General features: G+C 56.4%; 27 protein-coding genes. 15 read left to right on the top strand and 12 right to left on the bottom strand.

Going from position 1 to position 24,616, the window contains the following annotated elements:
• Positions 1–55: 55 nt before the first annotated feature.
• Both BM205_RS07725 and rocD read right to left on the bottom strand, forming a co-directional pair.
• A complete protein-coding gene (locus BM205_RS07725) occupies positions 56–934 on the bottom strand; it encodes a dimethylarginine dimethylaminohydrolase family protein (protein WP_092413941.1) in 879 nt (292 codons plus the stop codon).
• Positions 931–2,169, bottom strand: coding sequence for an ornithine--oxo-acid transaminase (gene rocD / locus BM205_RS07720; protein ID WP_092413940.1), 1,239 nt, complete (start codon positions 2,167–2,169; stop codon positions 931–933). Before rocD ends, BM205_RS07725 begins: the two co-directional genes overlap by 4 nt.
• 348 nt (positions 2,170–2,517) lie before the next feature.
• Here rocD and BM205_RS07715 point away from each other — a divergent pair, with 348 nt between their 5' ends.
• The gene (locus tag BM205_RS07715) at positions 2,518–2,985 is read left to right on the top strand and encodes an Lrp/AsnC family transcriptional regulator (protein ID WP_092357973.1); all 468 of its coding nucleotides are present in this window, start codon (positions 2,518–2,520) and stop codon (positions 2,983–2,985) included.
• A gap of 23 nt (positions 2,986–3,008) precedes the next feature.
• Here BM205_RS07715 and BM205_RS07710 read toward each other — a convergent pair whose 3' ends face one another.
• Both BM205_RS07710 and BM205_RS07705 read right to left on the bottom strand, forming a co-directional pair.
• On the bottom strand, positions 3,009–3,335 hold the full coding sequence (locus tag BM205_RS07710) for a type II toxin-antitoxin system RelE/ParE family toxin (RefSeq protein WP_092413939.1): 327 nt from the start codon (positions 3,333–3,335) through the stop codon (positions 3,009–3,011).
• Positions 3,332–3,604, bottom strand: a complete 273-nt coding sequence (locus tag BM205_RS07705; RefSeq protein ID WP_092413938.1) for a type II toxin-antitoxin system Phd/YefM family antitoxin — start codon at positions 3,602–3,604, stop codon at positions 3,332–3,334. The genes BM205_RS07710 and BM205_RS07705 overlap by 4 nt, the downstream gene beginning before the upstream one ends.
• 230 nt (positions 3,605–3,834) lie before the next feature.
• Here BM205_RS07705 and BM205_RS07700 point away from each other — a divergent pair, with 230 nt between their 5' ends.
• Positions 3,835–4,467, top strand: coding sequence for a cysteine hydrolase family protein (locus BM205_RS07700; RefSeq protein WP_092413937.1), 633 nt, complete (start codon positions 3,835–3,837; stop codon positions 4,465–4,467).
• Between the two features lie 43 nt (positions 4,468–4,510).
• Positions 4,511–4,921 (top strand): tautomerase family protein, encoded by a 411-nt coding sequence (locus BM205_RS07695; protein ID WP_092413936.1) that lies wholly within the window; start codon positions 4,511–4,513, stop codon positions 4,919–4,921.
• On the opposite strand, the gene BM205_RS07690 is transcribed toward BM205_RS07695, so the two are convergent.
• Positions 4,918–5,229 carry a 2Fe-2S iron-sulfur cluster-binding protein gene (locus BM205_RS07690; protein ID WP_092413935.1) on the bottom strand — a complete coding sequence of 104 codons (312 nt, stop codon included), beginning with the start codon at positions 5,227–5,229 and terminating at the stop codon, positions 4,918–4,920. The genes BM205_RS07695 and BM205_RS07690 overlap by 4 nt on opposite strands.
• A 125-nt stretch (positions 5,230–5,354) precedes the next feature.
• Between BM205_RS07690 and BM205_RS07685 the strand changes: the two genes are divergently transcribed.
• Positions 5,355–5,513 carry a DUF3096 domain-containing protein gene (locus tag BM205_RS07685; RefSeq protein WP_092395435.1) on the top strand — a complete coding sequence of 53 codons (159 nt, stop codon included), beginning with the start codon at positions 5,355–5,357 and terminating at the stop codon, positions 5,511–5,513.
• 15 nt (positions 5,514–5,528) lie between these two features.
• On the opposite strand, the gene BM205_RS07680 is transcribed toward BM205_RS07685, so the two are convergent.
• Positions 5,529–6,431: a LysR family transcriptional regulator gene (locus BM205_RS07680; protein WP_092413934.1), complete on the bottom strand. Its 903-nt coding sequence runs from the start codon at positions 6,429–6,431 to the stop codon at positions 5,529–5,531.
• 47 nt (positions 6,432–6,478) lie between these two features.
• Positions 6,479–7,519, bottom strand: a complete 1,041-nt coding sequence (locus BM205_RS07675) for a BMP family ABC transporter substrate-binding protein (protein WP_175511204.1) — start codon at positions 7,517–7,519, stop codon at positions 6,479–6,481.
• A 286-nt stretch (positions 7,520–7,805) separates the two neighbouring features.
• On the opposite strand from BM205_RS07675, the gene BM205_RS07670 reads away from it, so the two are divergent.
• Complete coding sequence (locus tag BM205_RS07670) at positions 7,806–8,576, top strand: class II glutamine amidotransferase (RefSeq protein ID WP_092413932.1); 771 nt, start codon at positions 7,806–7,808, stop codon at positions 8,574–8,576.
• Between the two features lie 43 nt (positions 8,577–8,619).
• On the opposite strand, the gene BM205_RS07665 is transcribed toward BM205_RS07670, so the two are convergent.
• Positions 8,620–9,387, bottom strand: a complete 768-nt coding sequence (locus tag BM205_RS07665; RefSeq protein ID WP_092413931.1) for an exodeoxyribonuclease III — start codon at positions 9,385–9,387, stop codon at positions 8,620–8,622.
• 241 nt (positions 9,388–9,628) lie between these two features.
• Between BM205_RS07665 and pyrE the strand changes: the two genes are divergently transcribed.
• Both pyrE and BM205_RS07655 read left to right on the top strand, forming a co-directional pair.
• Entirely contained in the window at positions 9,629–10,294 is a 666-nt protein-coding gene (gene pyrE / locus BM205_RS07660; RefSeq protein ID WP_092413930.1) for an orotate phosphoribosyltransferase, read from the top strand.
• A 93-nt stretch (positions 10,295–10,387) separates the two neighbouring features.
• The gene (locus BM205_RS07655; RefSeq protein WP_092413929.1) at positions 10,388–11,032 is read left to right on the top strand and encodes a DUF4124 domain-containing protein; all 645 of its coding nucleotides are present in this window, start codon (positions 10,388–10,390) and stop codon (positions 11,030–11,032) included.
• 52 nt (positions 11,033–11,084) lie between these two features.
• Here the strand turns inward: BM205_RS07655 and gatB are convergent, their stop codons facing one another.
• The 4 genes from gatB to gatC form a co-directional block, all read right to left on the bottom strand.
• Positions 11,085–12,539, bottom strand: coding sequence for an Asp-tRNA(Asn)/Glu-tRNA(Gln) amidotransferase subunit GatB (gene gatB / locus BM205_RS07650; RefSeq protein WP_092413928.1), 1,455 nt, complete (start codon positions 12,537–12,539; stop codon positions 11,085–11,087).
• 92 nt (positions 12,540–12,631) lie between these two features.
• On the bottom strand, positions 12,632–13,162 hold the full coding sequence (locus BM205_RS07645; protein WP_092413927.1) for a hypothetical protein: 531 nt from the start codon (positions 13,160–13,162) through the stop codon (positions 12,632–12,634).
• Positions 13,163–13,178: 16 nt separating this feature from the next.
• Positions 13,179–14,645 (bottom strand): Asp-tRNA(Asn)/Glu-tRNA(Gln) amidotransferase subunit GatA, encoded by a 1,467-nt coding sequence (gene gatA / locus BM205_RS07640; protein WP_092413926.1) that lies wholly within the window; start codon positions 14,643–14,645, stop codon positions 13,179–13,181.
• Between the two features lie 93 nt (positions 14,646–14,738).
• Positions 14,739–15,041 (bottom strand): Asp-tRNA(Asn)/Glu-tRNA(Gln) amidotransferase subunit GatC, encoded by a 303-nt coding sequence (gene gatC, locus BM205_RS07635; protein WP_061541870.1) that lies wholly within the window; start codon positions 15,039–15,041, stop codon positions 14,739–14,741.
• A gap of 247 nt (positions 15,042–15,288) precedes the next feature.
• On the opposite strand from gatC, the gene BM205_RS07630 reads away from it, so the two are divergent.
• The 8 genes from BM205_RS07630 to phnD all read left to right on the top strand — a co-directional run bounded on the left by BM205_RS07630 (position 15,289) and on the right by phnD (position 24,610).
• Positions 15,289–16,332, top strand: coding sequence for a rod shape-determining protein (locus BM205_RS07630; protein WP_041742639.1), 1,044 nt, complete (start codon positions 15,289–15,291; stop codon positions 16,330–16,332).
• A gap of 167 nt (positions 16,333–16,499) precedes the next feature.
• The gene (mreC, locus tag BM205_RS07625) at positions 16,500–17,510 is read left to right on the top strand and encodes a rod shape-determining protein MreC (protein ID WP_092413925.1); all 1,011 of its coding nucleotides are present in this window, start codon (positions 16,500–16,502) and stop codon (positions 17,508–17,510) included.
• Positions 17,507–18,019: a rod shape-determining protein MreD gene (gene mreD / locus BM205_RS07620; protein ID WP_092413924.1), complete on the top strand. Its 513-nt coding sequence runs from the start codon at positions 17,507–17,509 to the stop codon at positions 18,017–18,019. Before mreC ends, mreD begins: the two co-directional genes overlap by 4 nt.
• A gap of 75 nt (positions 18,020–18,094) precedes the next feature.
• Positions 18,095–20,110 carry a penicillin-binding protein 2 gene (gene mrdA / locus BM205_RS07615; RefSeq protein WP_092413923.1) on the top strand — a complete coding sequence of 672 codons (2,016 nt, stop codon included), beginning with the start codon at positions 18,095–18,097 and terminating at the stop codon, positions 20,108–20,110.
• A gap of 8 nt (positions 20,111–20,118) precedes the next feature.
• Positions 20,119–21,231 carry a rod shape-determining protein RodA gene (gene rodA, locus BM205_RS07610; RefSeq protein ID WP_092413922.1) on the top strand — a complete coding sequence of 371 codons (1,113 nt, stop codon included), beginning with the start codon at positions 20,119–20,121 and terminating at the stop codon, positions 21,229–21,231.
• A 76-nt stretch (positions 21,232–21,307) separates the two neighbouring features.
• Positions 21,308–22,435, top strand: a complete 1,128-nt coding sequence (locus BM205_RS07605; protein WP_092413921.1) for a septal ring lytic transglycosylase RlpA family protein — start codon at positions 21,308–21,310, stop codon at positions 22,433–22,435.
• 260 nt (positions 22,436–22,695) lie between these two features.
• Complete coding sequence (phnC, locus tag BM205_RS07600; protein ID WP_254783791.1) at positions 22,696–23,541, top strand: phosphonate ABC transporter ATP-binding protein; 846 nt, start codon at positions 22,696–22,698, stop codon at positions 23,539–23,541.
• Between the two features lie 88 nt (positions 23,542–23,629).
• Positions 23,630–24,610 carry a phosphonate ABC transporter substrate-binding protein gene (gene phnD / locus BM205_RS07595; protein WP_092413919.1) on the top strand — a complete coding sequence of 327 codons (981 nt, stop codon included), beginning with the start codon at positions 23,630–23,632 and terminating at the stop codon, positions 24,608–24,610.
• Positions 24,611–24,616: the final 6 nt, after the last annotated feature.

The following is a 24,616-nucleotide window of genomic DNA, read 5'->3' as shown; positions in this document are numbered from 1 at the left end:
GGCAATGCCAGAAATTATACGTTAAATCAATGGCTTGCGTATGGCCCTTAGCTGATTACGCAGCTTCCTGACGGGCTGCCCGCGTAAGGCCCTGATGTGGTTCATTCAGCTTCAGGGTCAGGCATTTTGCCGCACCGCCAGCCTTGAGGAATTCAGTTAATGCTGTCTGATGTACAACGAAGCCATGCGCTTGCAACTGCGTGACCAGGGCGTCGGATGCCTGGTTCAGGAAGATATGACGACCGGAATTGACAGTATTGCAGGCAAAATGCAGGGCATCTTCACTGCTGACGATGATCCGTTTGTCGGCAGGAACGCGCGCCGTGATCTCGGCTTGTGACGCCGCATCGAACGCTTCCGGGAAATACATCACGTAGCCACCGGCCAGAGGACAGAAGCAGGTATCCAGATGATAAAAGCGGGCGTCGACCAGTTTCAACGGCTGTACTTCAATGTCCAGCAATTCCGACAAGCGGGTGGCGCAGGCGATGTCCGAACGATGGCCGTGACCGAACCACAACAGGTTTTCGCTGCGATCCATCAAGGCGTCGCCGGCGCCTTCGAAAGGCAATTCCGGCGGCAAGGTCAGCACCTCGAAACCATGGGCGGTAAACGCTGCGTCGAAATAGACTTCCTCTGCTTGCCGTTCGACATGGCGGAAACGCGAGAGCACCACTTTATTGCCCAACACCACACCTGCATTGGCGGTAAACACCAGATCAGGAACGCCCGGCATGGCCGGCATCATCTTGATGTCAGCGACCTGTCCGATAGCTTCCACCAACGCCAGCCACTGTTGCATGGCGACGCTACGGTTACCATGCGCGATATTGCCAGCCATCCACGGATTAATGACGTAAGAAACTTCAAAATGGTCTGGAGCGCACATCAGGAATGTGTCCTCCGCGGTATGGTCCAGCAAGTGGTTGGTCATGCGTAGCTCCTTTCGGTCAGGTGGGCGGGTGGTGAAGATAAAGATGAAAATGTATGTCTGATAGCTTCCAGTGCTGCGTCGATATCATTGGCGGTAATGACCAGCGGCGGCGCAAAGCGCACTACCGTGTCGTGTGTATCTTTTGACAATATACCTTGTTGCATCAGGCGTTCGCAGAATTCGCGGGCAGAAATGAAGCTCGGGTCGAGATCCATGCCGATCAGCAGGCCTTTGCCGCGGATCTGCCGGATTGCCGGGTGTTGTATCGCACGCAAGCCAGTCAGTAAGTGCTCACCCATGCGCTGAGCGTTGTCTGCCAGCTTTTCATCACGCAACAAGCGCAATGCCGCATGGCCGACTGCAGCCGACAGCGGATTGCCGCCGAAGGTGCTGCCGTGGTCGCCAGGCGTAAATACCGCCATCAGGTCTTCCCTGGCCAAAAATGCCGATACCGGCAGCAAGCCGCCACCGAGTGCTTTGCCCAGAATCAAACCGTCCGGCTTGATGCCGTCGTGATCGCTGGCCAGCAAGCGGCCGGTTCGGCCGAGACCGGTCTGCACTTCGTCGCAAATCAGCAACACATTGTGGCGATCGCAGATTTCGCGGCATTTCGCCAGGTAGCCTTCGGGCGGCACGATGATGCCGGCTTCGCCCTGGATCGGCTCCACCAGGAAAGCTGCGGTGCGCGGGGTAATGGCCGCTTCCAGCGCAGCAGCATCGCCAAACGGCACGCTGACGAAGCCGCCGGAAAACGGTCCGAAACCGTCGCGGTACTGGGCTTCCGACGAGAAACCGACGATGGTGGTGGTGCGGCCGGCAAAATTGCCGCGGCACACGATGATTTCGGCAGTCTGGTCGGCAATGCCTTTTACCTTATGACCCCATTTGCGGGCCGCCTTGATGGCCGTTTCCACGGCTTCCGCGCCGCTGTTCATCGGCAGCGCCTTCGGCATGCCGGTCATTTCGCAGAGCAGTTGCAGGAATGGTCCCAGCTGGTCGCTATAAAACGCCCGGGAGACAACCGCCAGCTGGCCGGCCTGTTTGCTCAATGCCGCTACCAGCGCAGGATGACTATGGCCGAAACTCACGGCGGAGTAGGCCGACATCATGTCCATGTAACGCTTGCCGTCCTGATCCCACAGCCAGATCCCTTTGCCGCTGCTGAGTACTACTGGCAGCGGTGAATAGTTGTGCGCGCAATAGCGGTCTTCGAGAGTTATTGCATGGTTCTTCATGGCGTACTCCTGGTGAGGCCACTTCTAAGAGCTTGTCCAAACTTTGCCGCAAGCGGGGCAATCTCGCTCTTGCGATGCTCACCGTACTTTCGTACGGCTGCGCTTCTCAGAACGACCTTGCCCCGCTTGCGACAGATTTTGAACAACCTCGAAAAGCCTGGTGATGTATCGACGAATGGTCGATGACATCATCCCGAGTTTCGGGGCGCTTAGAGGTAGCTGCAAAGTGTTGTTTTATATGTGTGTTGCATCTGGCTACATGATAATCACAAGCACTGGAAATATTTGTGCATAATTGATCATCAATTGGATGTAATCTGCACGAATCGTGCATGGAAGGGGAGTGAGATGGAAAAACTGGATCGTTATGACCGTATTTTGCTGCGGACCTTGCAGGCTAACGGGCGAGCTTCGAATGTGGAGCTGTCCGAGCAAGTCAATTTATCGCCACCGCAGTGCTATCGGCGGGTGCAGCGGCTGGAGAAAGAGGGCATCATCCGCGGTTATGCGGCGCAAGTAGAGCCGGCTGCGATCGGCCTTGGCGTGGTTGCCTTCGTCAACCTTAATATCGCGCGTGAACAGTTCAAGCAGGTGCGCAAGCTGGAAAAGGCGATCCGCCTGTTTCCGGAAATCCTGGAGTGCTACACGATTTCGGGGGATTTCGATTATTTGCTGAAGGTGGCGGCGAGCGACCTGAAGTCGCTGTCGGCTTTCCTGACCGATCGTTTGATGCAGGTGCCGGGAGTTGCCGGCGTGCGGTCGATGGTGTGCCTTGAGGAGATCAAGCCGTCCAGTCCGTTGCCATTGGCGGATTGAGGAATGAAGAAGGGACGCGGAGGTTAGATTCTTAGCAGTCTCTTTGTCAGCAGCGATCTCATGTCCTTGCGGATATCGCAAACGATGTGGATAAAGATGGTTTCCTGGCGAATTTCATAAATGATTCGGTTCATGCCAGAGATAACTTGCCGATATTGAGTGAGATTCAAACTCTCAATTTCCTCAGGCACGTTTCCCTTGAGCGGGAAAGTACCAAGGCTTGTCACAGATTTTTTGAGTTTGCCGTAATTGACCTGCCATGCTTCCTGACCAAAATTATTGGTGATGTAGGTTTTCAGCTCCTTCAAATCCAACTCTGCCGAACGCAGAAAAACGACTTGAAAGCTCATTGCGGATCTTTTTTGTCCAATTCCGCAAATACGTCTTCCGCTGTACGGATTTGTCCTTGTTCAATCTCGCGGTTGCCGAGCGCCAGAATCTTTAGCAGCGACAGGGTTTCCTCATGTTCCTCATATGAGCGCACATCCATTACGACAAGTTTGGCTTCGCCATACTGAGTGATGAGCATGGGTTCGCGGGTCTCTGTGATCTCTTTGACGATCTCTGCTGCATGACTCTTGAGATAGCTGATCGGTTTGACTTGAGTCGAGAATTTCATTGCTGAGTTCCTTGCGCGGTTGCCGGACGGATCGTATGTTTTTGCTATGATCGAATGGACTGATTATAGTCTGAATTTAGTCCACCCCTTGCTTCCCCCGTCAATTTAGGCGATTTATACCATTCCGGCATTTGTGCTAATCCAGCACAAATAATGTGTCGCCAGCCTGCTGTTCTCTGCCTGGCCGCAAGCTTAACCTGTGTACTCCAGATTACAACAAGGAGTTCCACATGACTACCTCGGCTAGCAAACTGAACGGCAATCCAACCATTCGCACCATCGCTGGCGCTGCACCCAGCACCAGTCTCGATCCAAAGTCGACTGCCTTGCTGGTGATTGATATCCAAAACGAATATTTTGACGGCCAGCTACCGATTCCCGACGGCATGCTGGTGCTGCGTAACGCCAATCGCCTGATCTCGCTGGCCGATCGGCATGGCATGCCGGTGTTTCATATCCAGCAATGGAGCCCGGCCGCGCGGCCGTTGTTTACCCAAGACACAGTGATGGCTGAGATTCATCCGGAAGTGCAGCGCGCTCCGCATCATTCGACCATTCGCAAGCTTTTCGCGAGCTCTTTTGCCGGCACTGATTTGCAACAGCAATTGCTGGCAAAGGGTATCAAGACACTGATCATCAGCGGTTTGATGACCAATAATTGCGTGGCGGCTTCGGCTTTCGACGGCGCCGCCAACGGCTACAAAGTCATCGTCGCCAGCGATGCCAGCGCCACCCGCGATATTGAAGCCTGGGACGGCAGCGTGATCAATCACAAGGATCTGCATCGGGCGGTGCTGACCGGAATATCTGATGCGGTTGCAGAGATCCGCACTACCAGTGCGATTCTCGAACTGGTCAACTGAGGTTTGTGTTTTTAATTAATTAACTAAACTTGGAGTTCGCATCATGCCTATCCTCACCGTACTGCTATCCACCCCACCCGACACTACCGTTTCCGCCAAGGTCGCCAGCACCTTGTCGCGCCTGACTGCGGCGATCCTGCACAAGAAACCGGAATTGACGTCGATTGCGATTTCGCATGTCGATCCGGCGCACTGGTTTGTCGGCGGCCCGTCCTTGGCGGCACAGAAAAAAAACAGTTTTTTCCTCGACATCCGGATCACCGATGAAACCAATACCGCCGATGAAAAGGCGGCTTACATCGAAGCCGTGTTCAAGGAAATCGGCGCTGTGCTGGGGGATCTGCATCACGAAAGTTATGTCCATGTCCACGATGTGCGCGGCGCAGCTTATGGTTTCGGCGGACTGACGCAAACGCATCGGGCGGTGGCGGCGCGCCTGCAAGCCACGCGCTAACCGGAGACGGGTATTACGCTGGCCCGAGGCTCTTCGATTACCAGGTCAGATTGCGGATAGGCGATGCACGGCAGTATGTAGCCGTCCTTTTTTTCATCGCTGCTCAGGCCCGGCCACTCAATCCGGTAACGTATCTGCCCACTCAGCAGACGGCACATGCAGGTACGGCATGTGCCGTTTCTGCACGAGCTCGGTAAATTGACGGCTGCGTGTCGCGCAGCCTCAAGCAAAGGGACGGCGCCGGATGTAACAAACGTCGATCCCTTTGGCTCAATGCGAACGGTGAATTCGTCCGGCACAAGTGACATTCTGTAACCCTCTAAATTGCGACTGATAAATCATCGTATGATGGCTGCGATCTTGTAAAATCCCCAGCCCGACCGCCAGCGTGAGGCGGGTTGCGTTTACCATTTTCCATCATAAAAATTTGCCTATGAATCTTCATCTTTCGCTTGTACCGGTGGTTTCCTTGCTTGCCGGTGTTTTGATCCTGGTCATGCCCAAACTCTTGAACTATATCGTCGCCTTCTATCTGATCGCCATCGGTTTGATTGGTTTGTTTGGCGGCGGCCATTTCCACCTGCATTTATAGAGCATCTGGGGGGCGTCAATCCCAGCGCGGAGTGCTGTACCAGTCTGCCGCAAAATCGACAAACGCCCTGACTTTCGGCGACAGGTGCCGGTTTTGCGGATAGATCGCATATAGATCCCGTGGTTTCATCGTGTAGTCGGGCAAGATTTGCAACAGGTCACCGCGCCGCAGATCCTCATGTACGATGAAAGAACTGGTAGCGGCGATACCCAGGCCAGCCAATGCCGCCGAGCGTAAAGCGATACCGGTGTTGGCTTGCAGAGTACCGCGTACGTTCACCGTGTGCTCGCTGCCGTCGGCGGCGTGGAACTGGAATTCATTGGATTTTTGCGCCAGCGTATAAGTCAGGCAATTGTGCTGCGTCAGGTCGCTCGGCTGCTGCGGTACGCCATGCCGTTGCAGATATGCCGGTGCGGCCGCCAATAGTATCTCGCAGCGTGCCAGCCGTTTGGCCACCAGGGTCGAGTCGGGCAGGGAGCGGGTCAGGCGCAGCGCGACATCGAAGCCTTCCTCAATCACATCGACCAGGCGGTCGTTGCAGACCAGGTCCACACTGAGTTGCGGATTGGCCAGGATGAATTGCGGCAGCCATTGCGCCAGTTCCAGCGTGCCGAACGCCATCGGCGCGTTAATCCGCAACATGCCGGAGGGGCGCGCCTGATGTGCCGACACGGCCTGGGCGGCGTCATCTATCTGATCGATGATCTGGCGGCTGCGTTCGTAATATTCCTGGCCGGCCTCGGTCAGCGCAAAGCGGCGCGTGGTGCGATTCAGCAGTTGCGCACCCAGCTGCAGCTCCAGCTGGCGCACCTGGCGCGAGACGATGGTGTGCGACTGGTTGAGTTCTGCGGCGGCAGCGGTGAAGCTGCCGGTCTCGACTACGCGCCGGAATGCGCGCATCGCTGCCAGTTGATCCATGCCGCTCCACCCTGAATAAAACCACCACGCTATCAGAATCGCGGCATTTAATCCATTTTGAGCGCGCCGCTGACGATGGCCTTGTTGGCTTCGCGCAGTTTTAACACCACCGGCCTCTGACGCAGGATTTCACATTCCGAATAAGCGGCATCCAGACCCAGCGCGGTCAAGGATACCGCCCCTTCTTTCAAGCCGAAATCAAAGCGTGGTTCGGTCGAGCCCGCGGTCGAACTGTTAACCAGCAAACCTACCGCCATCACGATTGCCGTATCGGCATGCACTTCGACGTTGTCGAGCACGCGTCCCGCAGCTTGTATGCATTGGTTGACGCCGCTGCCGATCGCCTTGGCGCGCGACTGCGGTGTCAAAGCCTTGAATACGCCGGAATTGCTGCCGGCGGCCGCAGCCCAGATGACGTCGACACCGTCGCCGAGCATGGTTTTGGTCAACATTTCTGCACGCGACGGATCGTTGAAGGGTTGAACGCCTTCCACCCACATCGGTTCATGAATCGAGATACCGGGTTTGGCCGCGCGTGCGCCGGCCACGAAAGCCTCGCTGTTTTTCAGGCGCAAGGGGGTGTTAACGGCGCCGATCATGCCGATCTTGCCGGCGCTGGAAGCTAGTGCAGCCTGCATGCCGGCCAGATAACTAGCTTCATTTTCGCGGAAAGTGATGCAAGTGATGTTGGGAGCGGCGTTGGGGATGCAGTGTTCCAGAATCAAAAAGCGGGTTTGCGGCGCCTGGCGTGCTGTGTTCTCCAGGATTTCCTTGAATTCAATGCCCATCAGCACCACAATCTTGGCGCCTTGCTTGACCGCATTGTCCAGTTGCTGCTGGCGGCCGGCGCGGGTCGCCACGCTTTCCAGGGTGCTGGCTTGCATCCGGTATATTTTGGCAGCGTTATTGACGCCGCTAGTGCCTTGTTGCAGCAGTACATCGTCGTTGTTCGGCACCGGCCGCACGTAGATGATCTTGGGCAGGTCGGCAGCGCTGGTAATGGCACTCACGCTTGCCAGCAGCAGCGCCAACGGCAGCAACAAGAGCCACCAGCGCGTAGGCGGCTTGTGATGTTTATGGCATTCCATTTTGCTAATAGCGGGGCGTGTGTCCGTGCAGGACGTGTGGGGGGCCAGCGACATTGTCTCTTCCTCTTTATAAGGCGCCGAATCTGATGTCGGCACGCATTTGTTCTCACATATTGCTGGTAAAGCGGCTCCGGGCCATTTGAGGGCGGCTATACAAGGTATAGCGCCGAGGTGATATGTGGCGGCGTAGCCTCCATATTTAACTTTTGATTAGCGCTGCTGCGTGATACCGTTATCAAGTTGCAATTTGCGCGCTGTTCCCGTCTATTTCACTTGGTTCACGAATATGTGTCAGTTACTTGGAATGAACTGCAATGTGCCGACCGACATTGTGTTCAGTTTTACCGGTTTTGCCACGCGTGGCGGCCAGACCGGCCATCATAGCGACGGTTGGGGTATCGCCTTTTTCGAAGGTAGCGGGGTGCGTCATTTCGTCGACTACCAGGCGGCAATTGCATCGCCGGTAGCGGAGTTGATCCGGCGCTGCCCGATCAAATCGAAAAACGTCATCGCCCATATCCGCAAAGCCACGCAAGGTCAGGTGGCGTTGCAGAATTGCCATCCGTTTGTGCGTGAATTATGGGGCCGCTACTGGGTGTTCGCCCATAACGGCGATCTCAAGGAGTTTACGCCGCACCTGGACGGGCCCTACCGGCCGGTAGGCAATACCGACAGCGAACTGGCGTTTTGCTACCTGTTGCAACAGCTACGGCAGCGCTTCGGCGACACGCCACCGCCGCAGGCCGTGCTGGCGCTTGCATTGCGCGAACTGACACAGCAGATTGCCGCCCACGGTACCTTCAACATGATGTTGTCGGACGGCTCGGCGCTGTACACGCATTGCTCGACCAATCTGTATTACATCGTGCGCCAGTTTCCGTTTGCCGAGGCCCATCTGTCGGATGAAGATGTCAGCGTCGATTTTTCGCAAGTAACTACACCGCAAGACCGGGTGGCAGTAATTGTCACGGAGCCGTTGACTACCAATGAGGTATGGACCAAGTTTAACGAGGGCGACCTGATCGTCTTTGTCGACGGCCAGCCGGTGTCGCTGTAAAACTTATCCTTAGACTTGCCATCAGGCGCGCCCTTATCCAGACTCAGCTGTAGTCGATCGTCAGCGGCGCGTGGTCCGAGAAGCGCTCATCCTTGTAAATCGCCACGGCATGCGCGTTGGCCGCGATGCCAGGCGTGGTGATATGGTAATCGATGCGCCAACCGACGTTCTTGGCCCAGGCCTGGCCGCGATTGCTCCACCAGGTGTATTGCTCATCACGCTGGTCGACCACGCGGAAGGCGTCGACCAGGCCGACTTGTTCAAACAGATGGGTGAGCCACGCGCGTTCTTCCGGCAGGAAGCCTGAATTCTTCTTGTTGCCCTTCCAGTTTTTCAGGTCGCGTTCCTGATGTGCGATATTCCAGTCGCCGCAAATGACAACTTCGCGGCCGCTTTCCTTGAGTTGTTGTAGGTGCGGCAGGAAGGCTTCCATGAAGCGGAACTTGGCAATCTGCCGCTCTTCGCTGGAAGATCCGGATGGGCAGTACAGCGAAATCACCGTCAGATCACCGAAATCGCATTCCACATAACGTCCCTCGGCGTCGAATTCAGGATTGCCAAAGCCGATCCGTACTGCGTTCGGCTTACGCTTGCTGTAGAGGCCGACTCCGGAATAGCCCTTCTTTTCAGCGTAATGGAAGTGTCCGACGTAACCCTCAGGCGCGAGGAATTCGGGCGTCATGTCGGCGGCTTGCGCCTTCAGCTCCTGGACGCAGATGAAATCGGCAGACTGTTTGGCCATCCATTCAAAAAAGCCTTTTCTGGCCGCTGAGCGGATACCGTTGAGATTGGCGGAAATGATTCTTGGCATGTTTGATCGATAAAAAAATATTAAGGGGGGATGCCCGGTCAAGCTCTAAGGATAACCGAAGGGCGTTGGTCGTGTGCGGCAGCCGTCGGCACTTGCAGTTAAAAATCCAGCTGCGGGCAGGCACGGTGTTTGCACTTACTGCTGTGGAAGGGGTGAACTCCATTTAAAATGGCGGTTTGGTGTCGCTATTGCACTGCAAATAGCGACAAAATTTGTCAGCATCAACCGTCTGGAGTGCATTTTGAACAATTTACGTCAACAATTTATTGAATTTGCGGTGAAGGCCGGAGTGCTGAAGTTTGGCGAGTTCGTGACCAAGGCCGGGCGTACCTCGCCGTATTTTTTCAATGCGGGCATGTTTAACGAGGGGGGCGCACTGGGCCAGCTGGCGCAATTTTATGCACGCACCCTGATCGATTCGGGTTTGCAATTTGACATGTTGTTCGGGCCAGCCTACAAGGGCATCACGCTGGCATCGGCGACCGCGGTGGCGTTGGCGGCGCAGGGACGCAATGTGCAGTTTGCCTATAACCGCAAGGAAGCGAAGGATCACGGCGAGGGCGGCAACATCGTCGGCGGCCCATTGAAAGGGCGGGTATTGATTATTGACGACGTGATTTCGGCCGGAACTTCGGTGCGTGAGTCGGTCGAGATGATTCGCGCTGCCGGTGCTACGCCATGTGCGGTAGTGATTGCGCTGGACCGGATGGAGCGGTCCGGCAAGGATGATGCACTGTCGGTTAATTCGGCAGTGGAAGAAGTGACGCAAGCGTACGGCATGCCGGTGATTTCGATCGGTAACCTGAACGACTTGCTGGAATATATTTCCGGCGCTGGCGCAGATGCCGAGCTGAACCGTTATCAAGCTGCAGTAGCAGCTTACCGGGAACGTTACGGCGTAGCGTGATTGCTAATCGGTGATCGCACTGCGTGCGGCACAGCTGAGTCATAGCCAGACGCCGGATTGCAACATGCAAAGTGTCGACACGTGGATGACCGAATGAATCGTATTGCTCTTACTCTTAAGCGGGGTTTGTTTCTCAGCGCGGCAGGCCTGCTGCCGCTACTTGCGCACGGCCAGATTTATACCTGTAAGGATGCTGCCGGGCGTACGGTGACCGCCGATCATCCGATGCCGGAATGTTCTGATCGAAAAGTCCTGGAGTTGAGTAAGGCTGGTATGGTCAAGCGGGAAATCCCGGCGCCGCTGACCACTGAGCAAAAGCGCCAGCAGCAAGCGTTGGAAGACAAGCGTCGGGCCGAGGTGGCAGCGGAAGAGCAGCAGCACCAGCAGGATCGCGCCTTGCTGTCTCGTTATCGTAGCGAAGCCGATATAGAGTCTTCGCGCCGTTATTATTTGTCGTTGTCGCAGGATTTGATCAAGCGCGACCAGGTCGGCATCGATGATGCGAAGTATCAGTTAAAAACTGCCTATACGGAAGCCGAGTTTTACAAGCACAGGAAAACGTTGCCGGCTTCGCTGCGCAACAAGATAGACGAAGCCAATCGGGACATCGCCTACAACCAGAAAAACATGGTGGACCATCAGGCCGAGTTGGGGCGCATCAACGGCAAGTTCGATGAAACGGTGAAGCACTATCGGGAATTGATGAGTGCCATGCCTGAGGCGCAGGCCTCGCGCTAAGAATTTTTGAGACGGTGCAATGCGGCCGGCGCTTGCGCCGGCCGCATGCGTTTTAAGCAGTCAGTTTCTGTTTCAGCAGTTCAGTCAATTGCGCCGGATTGGCTTTGCCCTTGCTGGCTTTCATGGCTTGCCCTATCAGGGAATTAAAGGCTTTCTCCTTGCCGGCACGGAATTCTTCGACCGACTTGGGGTTTGCGGCCAATACTTCATCGATGATCTTTTCCAGTGCGCCGCTATCGGAAATTTGCTTCAGGCCCTTGCTTTCGATAATCTCGTCGGCCAGGTTTTCCTGCACGGATCGGGCTTCCCACATGGCGCCGAATACTTCCTTGGCGATCTTGTTGGAAATAGTGCCATCCTCAATCCGTTGCAGCAATACCGCCAATTGTTTCGGGCTGACTGGCGCCTCGGAGATGTCGACATTTTCGCGGTTCAAAGTGGAAGACATATCCCCCATCAGCCAGTTAACCGCAGGTTTGGCTTGCGCGCCGCTGGCGGTGGCCGCCTCAAAATAGCCCGCCATTGCCTTCGATTGCGTCATCGCCGCAGCATCATAGGCCGACAAACTGAAGTCGCGCACAAAACGTTCACGCATCGCGTCTGGCAATTCAGGCATGGTTGCCCTGACGCGCTCAACCCATTCTGCACTGATCGCCAGCGGCGGCAGGTCAGGATCCGGGAAGTAGCGATAATCCTGCGAATCTTCCTTGCTGCGCATCGAACGGGTTTCTTTCTTGTCCGGGTCGTACAGGCGGGTTTCCTGCACGACAGTGCCGCCATCTTCGATCAGTTCAATCTGGCGGCGTATTTCATAATTAATCGCCTCTTCCATAAAATTGAATGAATTGAGGTTCTTGATTTCGGTGCGGGTACCGTAGGCGGCCTGCCCGACCGGGCGCACCGAGACGTTGGCGTCGCAACGGAAGGAGCCTTCTTGCATATTGCCGTCGCAAATCCCCAGCCACATCACCAGCGAGTGCAAGGCTTTAGCGTAGGCGACCGCTTCGGCAGCGCTGCGCATGTCCGGTTCGGTGACGATTTCCAATAGAGGCGTGCCGGCGCGGTTGAGGTCGATGCCGGTCATGCCTTGATAGTCTTCATGCAGCGATTTGCCGGCGTCTTCTTCCAGATGGGCGCGTGTCAGCTGCACGGTCCTGAGTTCGCTCTTGCCGTCTTTTTCCAGGAGGAAGGAGACCTTGCCGCCTTGTACCACCGGGATTTCAAACTGGCTGATCTGATAGCCTTTCGGCAGGTCGGGATAGAAATAATTCTTGCGCGCGAAGATCGATTGCGGCGCAATCGTTGCATTCACCGCCAGGCCGAACTGGATTGCGCGCTCTACCGCGCCACGGTTCAGCACCGGCAGCACGCCAGGCAGCGCCAGGTCGACCGGGCTGGCCTGGGTATTGGGGGCTGCGCCAAACTGGGTCGACGAGCCGCTGAAAATTTTTGAGTTGGTCGAGAGTTGCGTATGCGTTTCCAGACCGATCACGACTTCCCACTGCATAATAATTTCCTTATTTCTGATTTGTTGGGGACAGAGTAATTCGGCGCACGGCGGCGCCTCTTAAACCCTACCCGGGCGGCTCTTTCCCGCAATTAGCCTGGATAACTACAGTCGCCGGTTTTGAGATTCACCGACAGCTCAGTAAAGTTTACTCTTGATCCGCACAATGCCGGGCAGCTTGGCAAAACATGCAATTTGTCGCCCTCGCGCTGTAAACGGATGCTGCAATTCATACCGTGATTGAAAGAATCGTAGCCGCGTTGATGGCGTGCCGCGACCGGATCTTTCAAGGTGATGCGCCAGTTGTCTTTCAATCCGTCGTGCTGAAGTTCGGCTTGCACCCCGTCGCCGGTATCGATGCTGCATTCGAAACCGTGGGTCGGCCGGTATTGCGCCGATTCCCAACGTAACGCCTCAATCTTGTCGCCATCCAGCTTGAATTCGCCGGTGTCGCCGTAAATTACTTTCTCACCGTCTTCGTCACGCGTCAGCGAGCAGCCGAACTTGGTGTGCAATTGCTGTGCCTGGACTGCCGGCGCCATCAACGCAGCGCTCAAGACCAGCACAACAGACACCGTCAGCTTAGCGCGGCGAGCAACGACAAAGCGCAAGATCGATGACATGGTTTGGCGATCGTTCTTATTCAGGGCTGCGCAAATGCCAGTCCGTCACGCGTTGATACTGATGCGCGACGTTCAGCAGCTTGGCCTCGTCGTAATAATTGCCGATGATTTGCAGTCCGACCGGACGCTTTGCATTCTTCTCGCCCTGGCCGAAACCACAAGGTATCGACATGCCCGGCAAGCCAGCCAGGCTGGTCGACAACGTGTAGATATCCGCCAGGTAGTTGGCGACCGGATCGTCTGCCTTGGCGCCCAGATCCCACGCCACGGTCGGCGATACCGGCCCCATGATGACGTCGCATTGGCGGTTCGGCCCGGTCAGCGCGTTCTGGAAATCCTGCGCAATCAGGCGCCGGATTTTTTGTGCTTGCAGATAGTAGGCATCGTAATAACCATGCGACAGCACATACGCGCCGACCAGGATCCGGCGCTTCACTTCTTCGCCGAATCCTTCCGCACGCGACTTCTTGTACATGTCGGCCAGGTCTTTGTAATCGGCGGCGCGGTGGCCGTAACGGACACCGTCGAAACGGCTCAGGTTGGACGATGCTTCGGCTGGCGCAATCACGTAATAGACCGGGATCGACAGCTCGGTTTTCGGCAGCGAAATATCAACCAGCGTAGCGCCCAGTTTTTCATATTCCTGCAGCGCTGCGCGCACGGCTTGTTCGACATCGGCTGACAGGCCGCTGCTGAAATATTCACGCGGAATACCGATGCGCAGGCCCTTCAGGTCCTGGTCCAGGCTGGCGCTGAAATCTTCTTTCTTGCGTTCCAGGCTGGTCGAATCACGCGGATCGAAGCCGGTCATCGCGTTCAACAGCAGCGCGCAATCTTCTGCGGTTTGCGCGATCGGGCCGGCTTGGTCCAGCGACGAAGCGAAGGCGATCATGCCGTAGCGCGAGACGCTGCCGTAAGTCGGCTTGATGCCAGTGACGCCGCACAACGAAGCTGGCTGACGAATGGAGCCGCCGGTATCGGTGGCGGTCGCGGCTGGTGTCAGGCGCGCGGCTACGGCGGCGGCTGAACCGCCGGATGAGCCGCCTGGAATTGCGGTTTTGTCCCAAGGATTTTTCACCGGGCCGAAATGCGAATTTTCATTCGACGAACCCATCGCGAATTCATCGCAATTCAATTTACCCAAGGTCACCATGCCGGCGTTATTGAAGTGTTCCACCACGGTGGCGTCGAACGGACTGGTGTAGTTTTCCAGCATTTTCGAACCGGCGGTAGCGCGCCATCCGCGCGTCACGAAAATATCCTTGTGGGCGATCGGCACGCCGGTCAGCGGCGTGCTGTCGTTTTGCGCCAGACGCTGGTCGGCGGCGCGCGCCTGTTGCAGCGTCAGTTCCTGGTCGACATGCAAAAATGCATTCAGATCGCTGTGTCCGATGCGCGCCAGATACAGTTGCGCCAGTTCCTCGGCCGAAATCTTCTTTTCGTGCAGTAGCACCGACAGTTGCTTGAGAGTTTTGGTATGCATGAGAATTTTTTAAAATCTGCTGACTTAATTTATTGGAGCAAATGGCGGGCGGGCAAAAAATTTGGCCACCCCGCCTATTGAAGGCAGAGTAATTTATTCGATTACCTTTGGCACCAGATACAGGCCATCTTCAGTTGCCGGCGCTACCTTTTGATAATCTTCGCGATGATTCGACTCGGTCACCACGTCGTCGCGCAAGCGTAGCGACAAATCCTGCTGAAGCGCCGCAATCGGGTGGCTCAGTGGCTCGATGCCGGTGGTATCCACCGCCCGCATTTGCTCGACCAGCGAGAAAATACCGTTCAGTTTATCGAGCGTGGAAGCCGCCTGGTCTTCGGTGAGTTCGAGGCGTGCTAAATTGGCAATGCGCTTAACGTCGGAAAGGGCTAATGACATGATTTTCGATGGCGCACGAGGGCGCTGCTGCTATTATGGTTAAAAAAGAAACACTTCGCCTGCCGATGACTTCTCAGATTTTTGTAAAAAGCAAGCATTTTGAGCGCTATACGCCCTAATTTGAGTCAAATTATAAGGTAGAATGTTGCGTCCATGCGGCAGGTAATAGATCTTTACCATGCGCCGGATACTAGACACCCCCCTAAAAAACGTTTGAGCGCATCATTGTTGCGCATTGGAACAATTCATGTTTGGATTTTTACGCAGTTACTTTTCGAATGACCTGGCGATTGACCTGGGTACCGCGAATACGCTGATTTATGTACGCGATCAAGGTATCGTCCTGGATGAGCCATCGGTTGTTGCGATTCGACAGCAAGGCGGCCCTAACGGCAAGAAGACGATTCAAGCTGTCGGTCGTGAAGCAAAACAGATGCTGGGTAAAGTCCCTGGCAATATCGAAGCGATCCGGCCGATGAAAGACGGCGTGATTGCCGACTTTACCGTCACCGAGCAGATGCTCAAGCAATTCATCCGCATGGTGCACGACACCAAGCTGTTCAAGCCTTCGCCGCGCATCATCATTTGCGTACCGTGCGGTTCGACCCAGGTTGAGCGCCGCGCGATTCGCGAATCCGCGCTGGGCGCAGGCGCATCCCAGGTATTCCTGATCGAAGAACCGATGGCGGCAGCAATCGGCGCCGGTTTGCCGGTGTCGGACGCAACCGGTTCGATGGTGGTCGATATCGGCGGCGGCACTACCGAAGTCGGCATCATCTCGCTGGGCGGCATGGTCTACAAAGGCTCGGTGCGCGTCGGCGGCGATAAATTCGATGAAGCCATCGTCAATTACATCCGCCGCAACTACGGCATGCTGATCGGCGAACAAACCGCTGAAGCCATCAAGAAGGAAATCGGTTCCGCCTTCCCGGGTTCGGAAGTACGCGAAATGGAAGTCAAGGGGCGCAATCTGTCCGAAGGCATTCCGCGCTCGTTCACTATCTCCAGCAACGAAATCCTGGAAGCCCTGACCGACCCGCTCAACAACATCGTTTCCGCCGTCAAGAACGCGCTGGAACAGACGCCGCCGGAATTGGGTGCCGACATCGCCGAAAAGGGCATGATGCTGACCGGCGGTGGCGCCTTGCTGCGCGATCTGGACCGTCTGTTGATGGAAGAAACCGGCTTGCCGGTGATTGTCGCCGAAGACCCGCTGACTTGCGTGGTGCGCGGCTCCGGCATGGCGCTGGAACGGATGGACAAGCTGGGCTCGATCTTTTCTTACGAGTAATCCAGGCTGATGCGACGCTTGCCCGACCTCTTCAGCGTGATCTTGAGGTCGGGTAGCGGCAACCGGGTCGGTGCACAAGTGCATACGACCCGTTGTCATATCTAGGGTATCAACATGAATGTGTTTTTACCGCCAGTCACTGACCAAACCGAATCTGTCCATTACTGATGGAATACAGTCCACCACCCCTCTTCAAGCAAGGTGCTTCGGCTCGCGCCAAGGCGGTGATATGCACGCTGTTGGCGCTGGCGCTGCTGATTGCCGATTCACGCATCCATGCTTTGCTGTTGCTGCGCCAGACCGTCGGCACCGCGCTCTATCCGTTGCAGATGGTGGCTTTGATGCCGCGTAACGCAGCCAATAGCGTGATCGATTATTTTTCTTCGCTGTCGACGGTGGAAAAAGAAAATCAGGCTCTGCGTAGCCAGCAAGGCGAGCGCGCCCAGCAATTGCAACAGGCGCAACTGCTGGTCGCTGAAAATGCGCAACTGCGCAACTTGCTGGGAGCCGAACAGCGTGTGCCGGTGAAGTCCCTGATGAGCGAAATCCTGTACGACGCACGCGATCAGTTCGCTCGCAAGGTGATCTTGAACCGCGGTTCGCGGCATGGTGTTGCCACCGGCCAGCCGGTGATTGACGATACCGGCATCGTTGGCCAGGTGACGCGCGTCTTCCCGTTTACCTCCGAGGTGACGCTGCTGACCGACAAGGATCAGGCGATCCCGGTGCAGGTGCTGCGCAACGGTTTGCGTAGCGTCGCCTACGGCCGCGGCCAGTCCGGCTACCTGGATTTGCGTTTCGTGTCTTTCAATGCCGATATCAAGAAGGGCGATGTGCTGGTGACTTCCGGTATCGACGGCGTTTATCCGGCCGGCTTGTCGGTGGCCAAGGTAGTGCAGGTCGAATCGAAATCGACCGATGCATTTGCCCATATCGTTTGTGAGCCGATCGCCGGCATCGACAGGCACACCCAGTTGCTGATCCTGCTGGTCGACCCGAGCCCGATCGCGCGGCCGGACGACGAAGCGGCGGTCCCTGACAGTAAAGCCGACATACTCAGCAAACGCCGGCTGACCGAAAGCACGCGCGACAAAACCAGAGAAGCAGCGAAAGAAGCGGTGAAAGACAATAACCCCGACGGCGCCCGCAAGAATCCGCAAGGAGCAGGTGTCCGATGATGCGTCCTCATTACATCCTGTTGCCGGCCAATCCGTTGTTCATTGCGATGACGTTGCTGCTGGCGTTCCTGCTCAACTTGCTGCCGTGGGGGCAGTGGCCAGGCGTGCCGGATTTCGTCGCGCTGGTGCTGGTGTTCTGGAGCATTCACCAACCGCGCAAGATCGGCATCGGCATTGCCTTTTGCATGGGCTTGCTGATGGATGTGCACGAAGCCACCTTACTCGGTCAGAACGCGCTGGCCTATACTCTGCTATCGTACTTCGCGATCATGATCCATCGCCGCGTGCTATGGTTCTCGGTGGGCGTCCAGGCTTTGCACGTGCTGCCTTTGATGTTGTTGACACAGTTGATACAGCTGGTCATCCGCATGTCCGTCAGCGGCAAGTTCCCCGGCTGGCTGTATTTTTCCGAGAGCTTTGTCTGCGTAGCATTGTGGCCGTTAGTAGTGTGGCTGTTGCTGGCGCCGCAACGTCGTGCGGTCGACCGCGATGACAATCGCCCAATTTGATATTCATCGCCGGCAGCCGATGTTGCCAGTGTTGCCAATCGCAACTCCGATGTCAGCTTTAGCCTTAGTTTACCCATGACCGAATTTAAAAACACCGAGCGCGAACTACGAAATTTCCGGTTGCGGATCTCGGCGGCCGTGGTTTTCGTGCTGATCTGTTTCGGCTTGCTGGGCGCGCGCTTTGTCTGGTTGCAAGTGATACGCCACGATGCCTACGCGGCGCAAGCCGAGGACAACCGGATTTCGCTGGTGCCAGTAGTGCCGAACCGCGGCCTGATCATGGACCGCAACGGCGTCGTCCTGGCGCGTAATTATTCCGCCTACACACTGGAAATCACCCGTTCCAAAATCAAGGGCGATCTCGAAAGCGTGATTGACGATCTGGCGCAGATCGTCAGCATTACACCGAAAGACCGGCGCCGCTTCAAGAAATTGCTGGAAGATTCCAAGAGTTTTGCCAGTCTGCCGATCCGCACCCGTCTGACCGACGAAGAAGTGGCGCGCTTCACCGCGCAGCGTTATCGCTTCCCGGGGATCGATGTACAGGCGCGCTTGTTCCGTCAATATCCGCTGGGCCAGGTGGCGGCCCACGTGATCGGCTATATCGGCCGCATCAACCAGAAGGATGCCGATCGGATCGAGGACAGCGACGACGCCGCCAACTATAAAGGCACCAGCTATATCGGCAAGGATGGCCTGGAAAAGAGTTACGAGCAGCAGTTGCACGGCACCACCGGCTACGAAGAAATCGAAATCGCCGCCAGCGGGCGCGCAGTGCGCAACATGTCGCACGTTTCTGCGATACCGGGCAACAACCTGATCCTGTCGATCGATATCGAACTGCAGAAGGTGGCAGAGGAAGCATTCGGCGATCGCCGCGGCGCTCTGGTAGCGATCGAGCCGTCCACCGGCGACGTGCTGGCGTATGTCTCGCAGCCGTCGTTCGACCCCAACCTGTTTGTCGAAGGTATCGATCAGCAAAGCTGGGACGAACTGAATAATTCACCCGATCACCCGTTGATCAATCGCCCGATGAGCGGCACTTATGCGCCAGGATCGACCTACAAGCCGTTCATGGCGCTGGCAGCGCTGGAGCTGGGCAAGCGCACCACGTCTTTCGCCATCAACGATATCGGCTATTTCATGCTGGGCGGGCACCAGTTCCGCGACGACAAGGTAGGCGGCCACGGACGAGTAGACATGTACAAGTCGATCGTTGAATCCTGCGATACCTATTACTACATGCTGGCCAACGACCTGGGCCCCGACACCATCCACGATTTCATGAAGCCATTCGGTTTCGGCCAGTTGACCGGTATCGACCTGGAGCACGAGCAGCGCGGAATATTGCCGTCGACTGACTGGAAGCGTAAATACTACAAACGGGTGGCAGCGCAGAAGTGGGTTGGCGGCGATACGATTTCACTTGGAATCGGCCAGGGCTTTAATGCTTTTACGCCGCTGCAGATGGCGCATGCGGTAGCTACCCTGGTCAACGATGGGGTAGTGATGAAACCGCATCTGGTGAAGATCATAGAAGACGGCACAACGCGCACGCGGACGGAAACCGTGCCGAAGGAAAGTTACCGGATTCCGCTGAAGCAGGAAAATATCGATTTCATCAAGAAGGCGATGGTGGGCGTAACGCATGAAGGTACCGGTAGAGCAATATTTGCCGGCGCCGGTTATGAATCGGGCGGCAAGACCGGAACAGCCCAGGTCTTAGGCATCAAACAAGGCGAGAAATACGACAAGCGGCACAATAACACGCGCCTGGCCGACAATGCCTGGTACACCGCGTTCGCACCTGCCGACAAGCCGCGCATAGCGATTGCCGTAATTGTCGAAAATGGCGGCTTCGGCGCTGCTGCTGCGGCGCCGATCGCGCGCAAGGCGCTGGATTTCTACCTGCTGGGCAAACGTCCGGGGGACAGCGGCAAGCCAGCCTCGCCAGCGGCACCTGGGACAGCACCGGTGTCGGTGGAAGACGATACCGCGGCGCCGGCACAGCGTGACAACCAGGCCAAGCCCGCCGAGGGTACTGAAGACGCCTATAAGCCGGGCGAAGAAACCCCAGGTAATCGCGAGTAATTGGAACCATGAATCTGACCGATAAACATACCGTCTGGCAAAACATAAAATCGCATATCGCGGTGTTTGACGGCGCCTTGTCGCTGATTATGTTTCTGATATTGTCAGTAGGCATCGTCACCCTGTATTCAGCCGGGATCGATTTCCCGGGAAGAGTCGAAGACCAGTTGCGCAATATCCTGGTGGCGTTCGTCATCATGTGGATTGCCGCCAATATTCCGCCGCAGACCTTGATGCGGTTTGCGATACCGGCCTACGCACTGGGCGTGTCGCTGCTGATTGCGGTGGCAGTGTTCGGAATAGTAAAAAAAGGTTCGCGCCGCTGGATCAATATCGGCATGGTCATCCAGCCTTCGGAAATCATGAAAATCGCGATGCCATTGATGCTGGCCTGGTATTTCCAGAAGCGCGAAGGCATGATCACCTGGCGTGATTACGTGGTGGCGGCACTGCTGCTGGCAGTGCCGGTCGGCTTGATCATCAGGCAACCGGATCTCGGCACCGGCACCTTGGTGCTGGCGGCAGGATTCTATGTGATCTTCCTGGCCGGCTTGTCGTGGCGCATCCTGATCGGCCTGGCAGTGGCGGCCGCCGCCAGTCTGCCGGTGCTGTGGTCGGTGCTGCACGACTATCAGCGGCAACGCGTGATGATGCTGATCGACCCCACTTCGGATCCGCTCGGCAAAGGCTTCCATATCATCCAGTCGACCATTGCGGTCGGCTCCGGCGGGATTTTTGGCAAGGGCTGGCTGAAAGGCACGCAGGCCCATCTGGAATTTATTCCGGAACGTACCACCGACTTTATTTTTGCGGTGTTTTCCGAAGAATTCGGGATGATCGGCAACGGCGTCCTGCTGTTCCTGTACATGTTGCTGATCGGCCGCGGCATGATGATCGCGGTCAACGCGCCCACCATGTTCACGCGCCTGCTGGCGGGTTCCATCACGTTGATTTTCTTTACTTATGCATTTGTCAATATGGGTATGGTCAGTGGCATTTTGCCGGTGGTTGGCGTACCTTTGCCATTCATGAGCTATGGCGGCACCGCGCTGGTTACTTTGGGACTAGGCGCCGGCATATTGATGAGCATCCAGCGCCACCGTAAATTGATACAAACCTGACCATGGTTGAACTTGTACGGCAAAAGCCGGGTCCATCCATGCAATTATTTGTGTCCAAACGCCGTCAGGAGAGTGCATGGTAGGCAAGCAAAGCGGCAAAGTCCGCTGCTACAACGTTGTTACATATTCCGGGGCCTTGCTGCTGTCGCTGATTCTGGCCGGCTGTGGCACCTCGCCACAAACATCTTCGACGCCGTCGGCGCCGGTCCAGTCAGGATCCGCCGGTAAAACTGCCGGCCGTAACGTACCCGCGCTGCCACCAGCAGGCTCCGGGCGCGGCGGCTACTACAAGGATGACGGCCCGGGCGACGCCACGCCGGAAGGGCTGCTGGATACCCCGGATGCGATTCCCGTTGTTGAACCCTACTCGCGCACAGGCAACAAGCCGTATGTCGTGTTTGGCAAGACTTACACCCCGTTGACAGACGACCAGCCGTTCAAGCAACGCGGCGTCGGCAGCTGGTACGGCAAGAAATTCCATAAGCAAAAGACATCTTCCGGCGAATTGTACGATATGTACAAGATGACAGCCGCCCATCCAACCTTGCCGATTCCGTCCTATGCCCGGGTGACTAACCTGAAAACCGGCGCGCAAGTGATCGTGCGGGTCAATGACCGCGGGCCGTTTCACTCAAGCCGTATTATCGACCTGTCTTATACCGCTGCGCTGAAACTGGGGTATCTGGGCAGCGGCAGCAGCCAGCTGGAAGTGGAGCGTTTGCTGCCGGCAGATATTGAAGCTATCAATAAACAGCGCGGCAACGCGCCGGCATCGCAGGCCGCGACGTCGCCCGCACCGGCACCGGCACCGACCAGGAGCGAGCCGCCCAGGGACAACACGGCCGCCGCCACAGTGACTACCGAAGCGGTCGATATGCCGGTGTTGACTGCACAACCGCTGCTGATCAGTCCGGAGCCGCAGGTGCAGACACCAAGTGCAAGCGCGGCCGCCGGCAACAGTAATTCGCTGGCCGCCGGGTTTTACCTGCAGTTCGGGGCATATTCGCAGCAAGCCAATGCCGACGGCGCCCGCGCCCGCCTGATGCAGGAGTTGTCGGGGCTGGTCACTTCACTTGACAGCATTGCGGTGAATGGCTTGTATCGTTTATATGCCGGCCCATACACCAGTCGGGTTGACGCCGACAGCGTCCTGCAACAGATCCGGCAACGCACCAGCGCTGCGCCAATCATCGTCCAGCGTTAGATCGCACGGCGTTATCAATCCAGCCACATGCCAGTGATGGCGGTGCGCTTCCTATACAGCCGATCCGGCCGTGTCCTGTAGTTGTTCAACAAAGCATTCCATTGCAAGCCAGTAATAGTATGTAAAAAGCGGGCTTGAATACGCTTGCTCTAGATGTTCGCCTTGGTTTGTTGTAACCGAATGGTCACAGAAACTTCATACGCCTGACATATTTGACCGCAATACTTCGGCCATTCAAAAGCGCAATGGCGGTAAATATCATGGTTGAAATCAAAGGTTTGTCAAAGACGTTTCGCGGCGGTTTTCGCGCATTGGACAACGTCAGTCTGCGTTTCGCCCAAGGCGAGATGGTGGCATTGATCGGTGCATCCGGTTCTGGGAAATCGACTCTTTTGCGACATATTTCCGGGCTGATGGCTGCAGATAACAGCGGTGGAACAATCTCCATCGATGGCAATGCGGTGCAGAAGGATGGTGTCGTCGATCGCAATATCCGTGCAGTGCGGGCCAACGTCGGTTTCGTCTTTCAGCAATTCAATCTGGTCGGCCGCTTGCCGGTGTTGACCAATGTGTTGACCGGCGGCCTGTCACGCATGCCGCTCTGGCGCAGCTGCTTCAAAATATTCACAGCCGAGGAGAAAGCGCTGGGCCTGGAAGCGTTGGCGCGGGTTGGCATTTCCGACCACGCCTACAAACGCGCTTCGGCACTCTCCGGCGGCCAGCAGCAACGGGCTGCAATCGCCCGCACCATCGTGCAGAAGGCACGTGTGGTGCTGGCCGACGAGCCGATTGCTTCGCTGGATCCGGAATCGGCGCGGCGCGTCATGCAAACGCTGGCCGACGTTAACCAGCGTGATGGCAGCACGGTCATCGTGTCGCTGCATCAGGTTGATGTGGCCTTGCGTTTTTGTCCGCGTACTGTGGCGCTGCACAAAGGCCGCGTGGTGTACGACGGCCCGTCCAGTGCCTTGACGGAGCCAATGCTGCGCGAGTTGTACGGCAGTGAAGCAGAAGACATCCTGGGCGGCTCCAATAGCCTGACCCGGCCCGCAGTAGCAGTACCAACGCCGTTCGATAGTGTACCGGCGCTGGCAGTCGCGGCCTGAACGTACATTCTGTCATTGAACTTTATACCTATCGTTACCCCGATCGTCATCCCTATCAGCCATACCAAACACTCAGGAGTTTCACATCATGTTTGCAAAATTATTTTCCGGCGCCGCAATGACAGTGGCAATGCTGGCAGCGACGGCTTCCGTAGCCCATGCCGACGACGTCAAAGAATTGAACTTCGGCATTATTTCGACAGAATCGTCGAAAAACCTGAAGCAAGACTGGCAGCCGGTGCTGGATGAGTTAAGCAAGCGCACAGGCATCAAGGTCAACGGCTTCTTCGCGTCCGACTACGCCGGCATTATCGAAGGCATGCGCTTCGGTAAAGTGCAGATGGGCTGGTTCGGCAACAAGTCGGCGATGGAAGCAGTTGACCGTGCCAGCGGCGAAGTGTTTGCACACGTGCTGAATCCGGATGGCAGCGCTGGTTACTACAGCCTGGTCGGCGTGCAAAAAGACAGCCCGAACAAGAGCATCGAAGACATCTTGAAAAATTCGAAGAATTTGACCTTCGGTATCGGCGATCCGAACTCGACTTCCGGTTTCCTGGTGCCTAGCTATTACATTTTCGCCAAAAACAACGTCGATTCGAAGACGGCGTTTAAAGTGATCCGCACTTCCAACCACGAAGCCAATATCCTGGCAATCGCCAACAAGCAGATCGATGCAGCCGTGTTCGCCTCGGACACCATGGACCGGATCGAAGAGCGTCAGCCAGCAGTTGCCAAGGAAGTCCGGATTGTCTGGAAATCGCCGTTGATCGCAGCCGATCCGCTGGTATGGCGTAAAGACCTGTCGGCAGACGTCAAAGCCAAGGTCAAGAATTTCTTCGTCACCTACGGCAAGACCGGCCCTAACGCAGCGCAGGAAAAGGCGCAACTGGCCAAGCTGAATTACAGCGGTTTTGAAGCTTCCAGCGACGCTCAGCTGACCCCTATCCGTCAGCTGGAGCTGTTCAAGCAAAAAGGCAAGCTGGAGTCGGATGCTAACCTGAGCGCCGAAGACAAGAAAGCCAAGCTGGACGACATCAACCGTAAATTGTCCGACCTGGCCAAATCCTAAGCAATG

It is taken from the genome of Collimonas sp. OK307 (genome assembly GCF_900113705.1).
Classification (GTDB): domain Bacteria; phylum Pseudomonadota; class Gammaproteobacteria; order Burkholderiales; family Burkholderiaceae_D; genus Collimonas.
The sequence above is the reverse complement of the archived record's forward strand: the minus strand, read 5'-3'. Positions and strand labels throughout refer to the sequence as shown.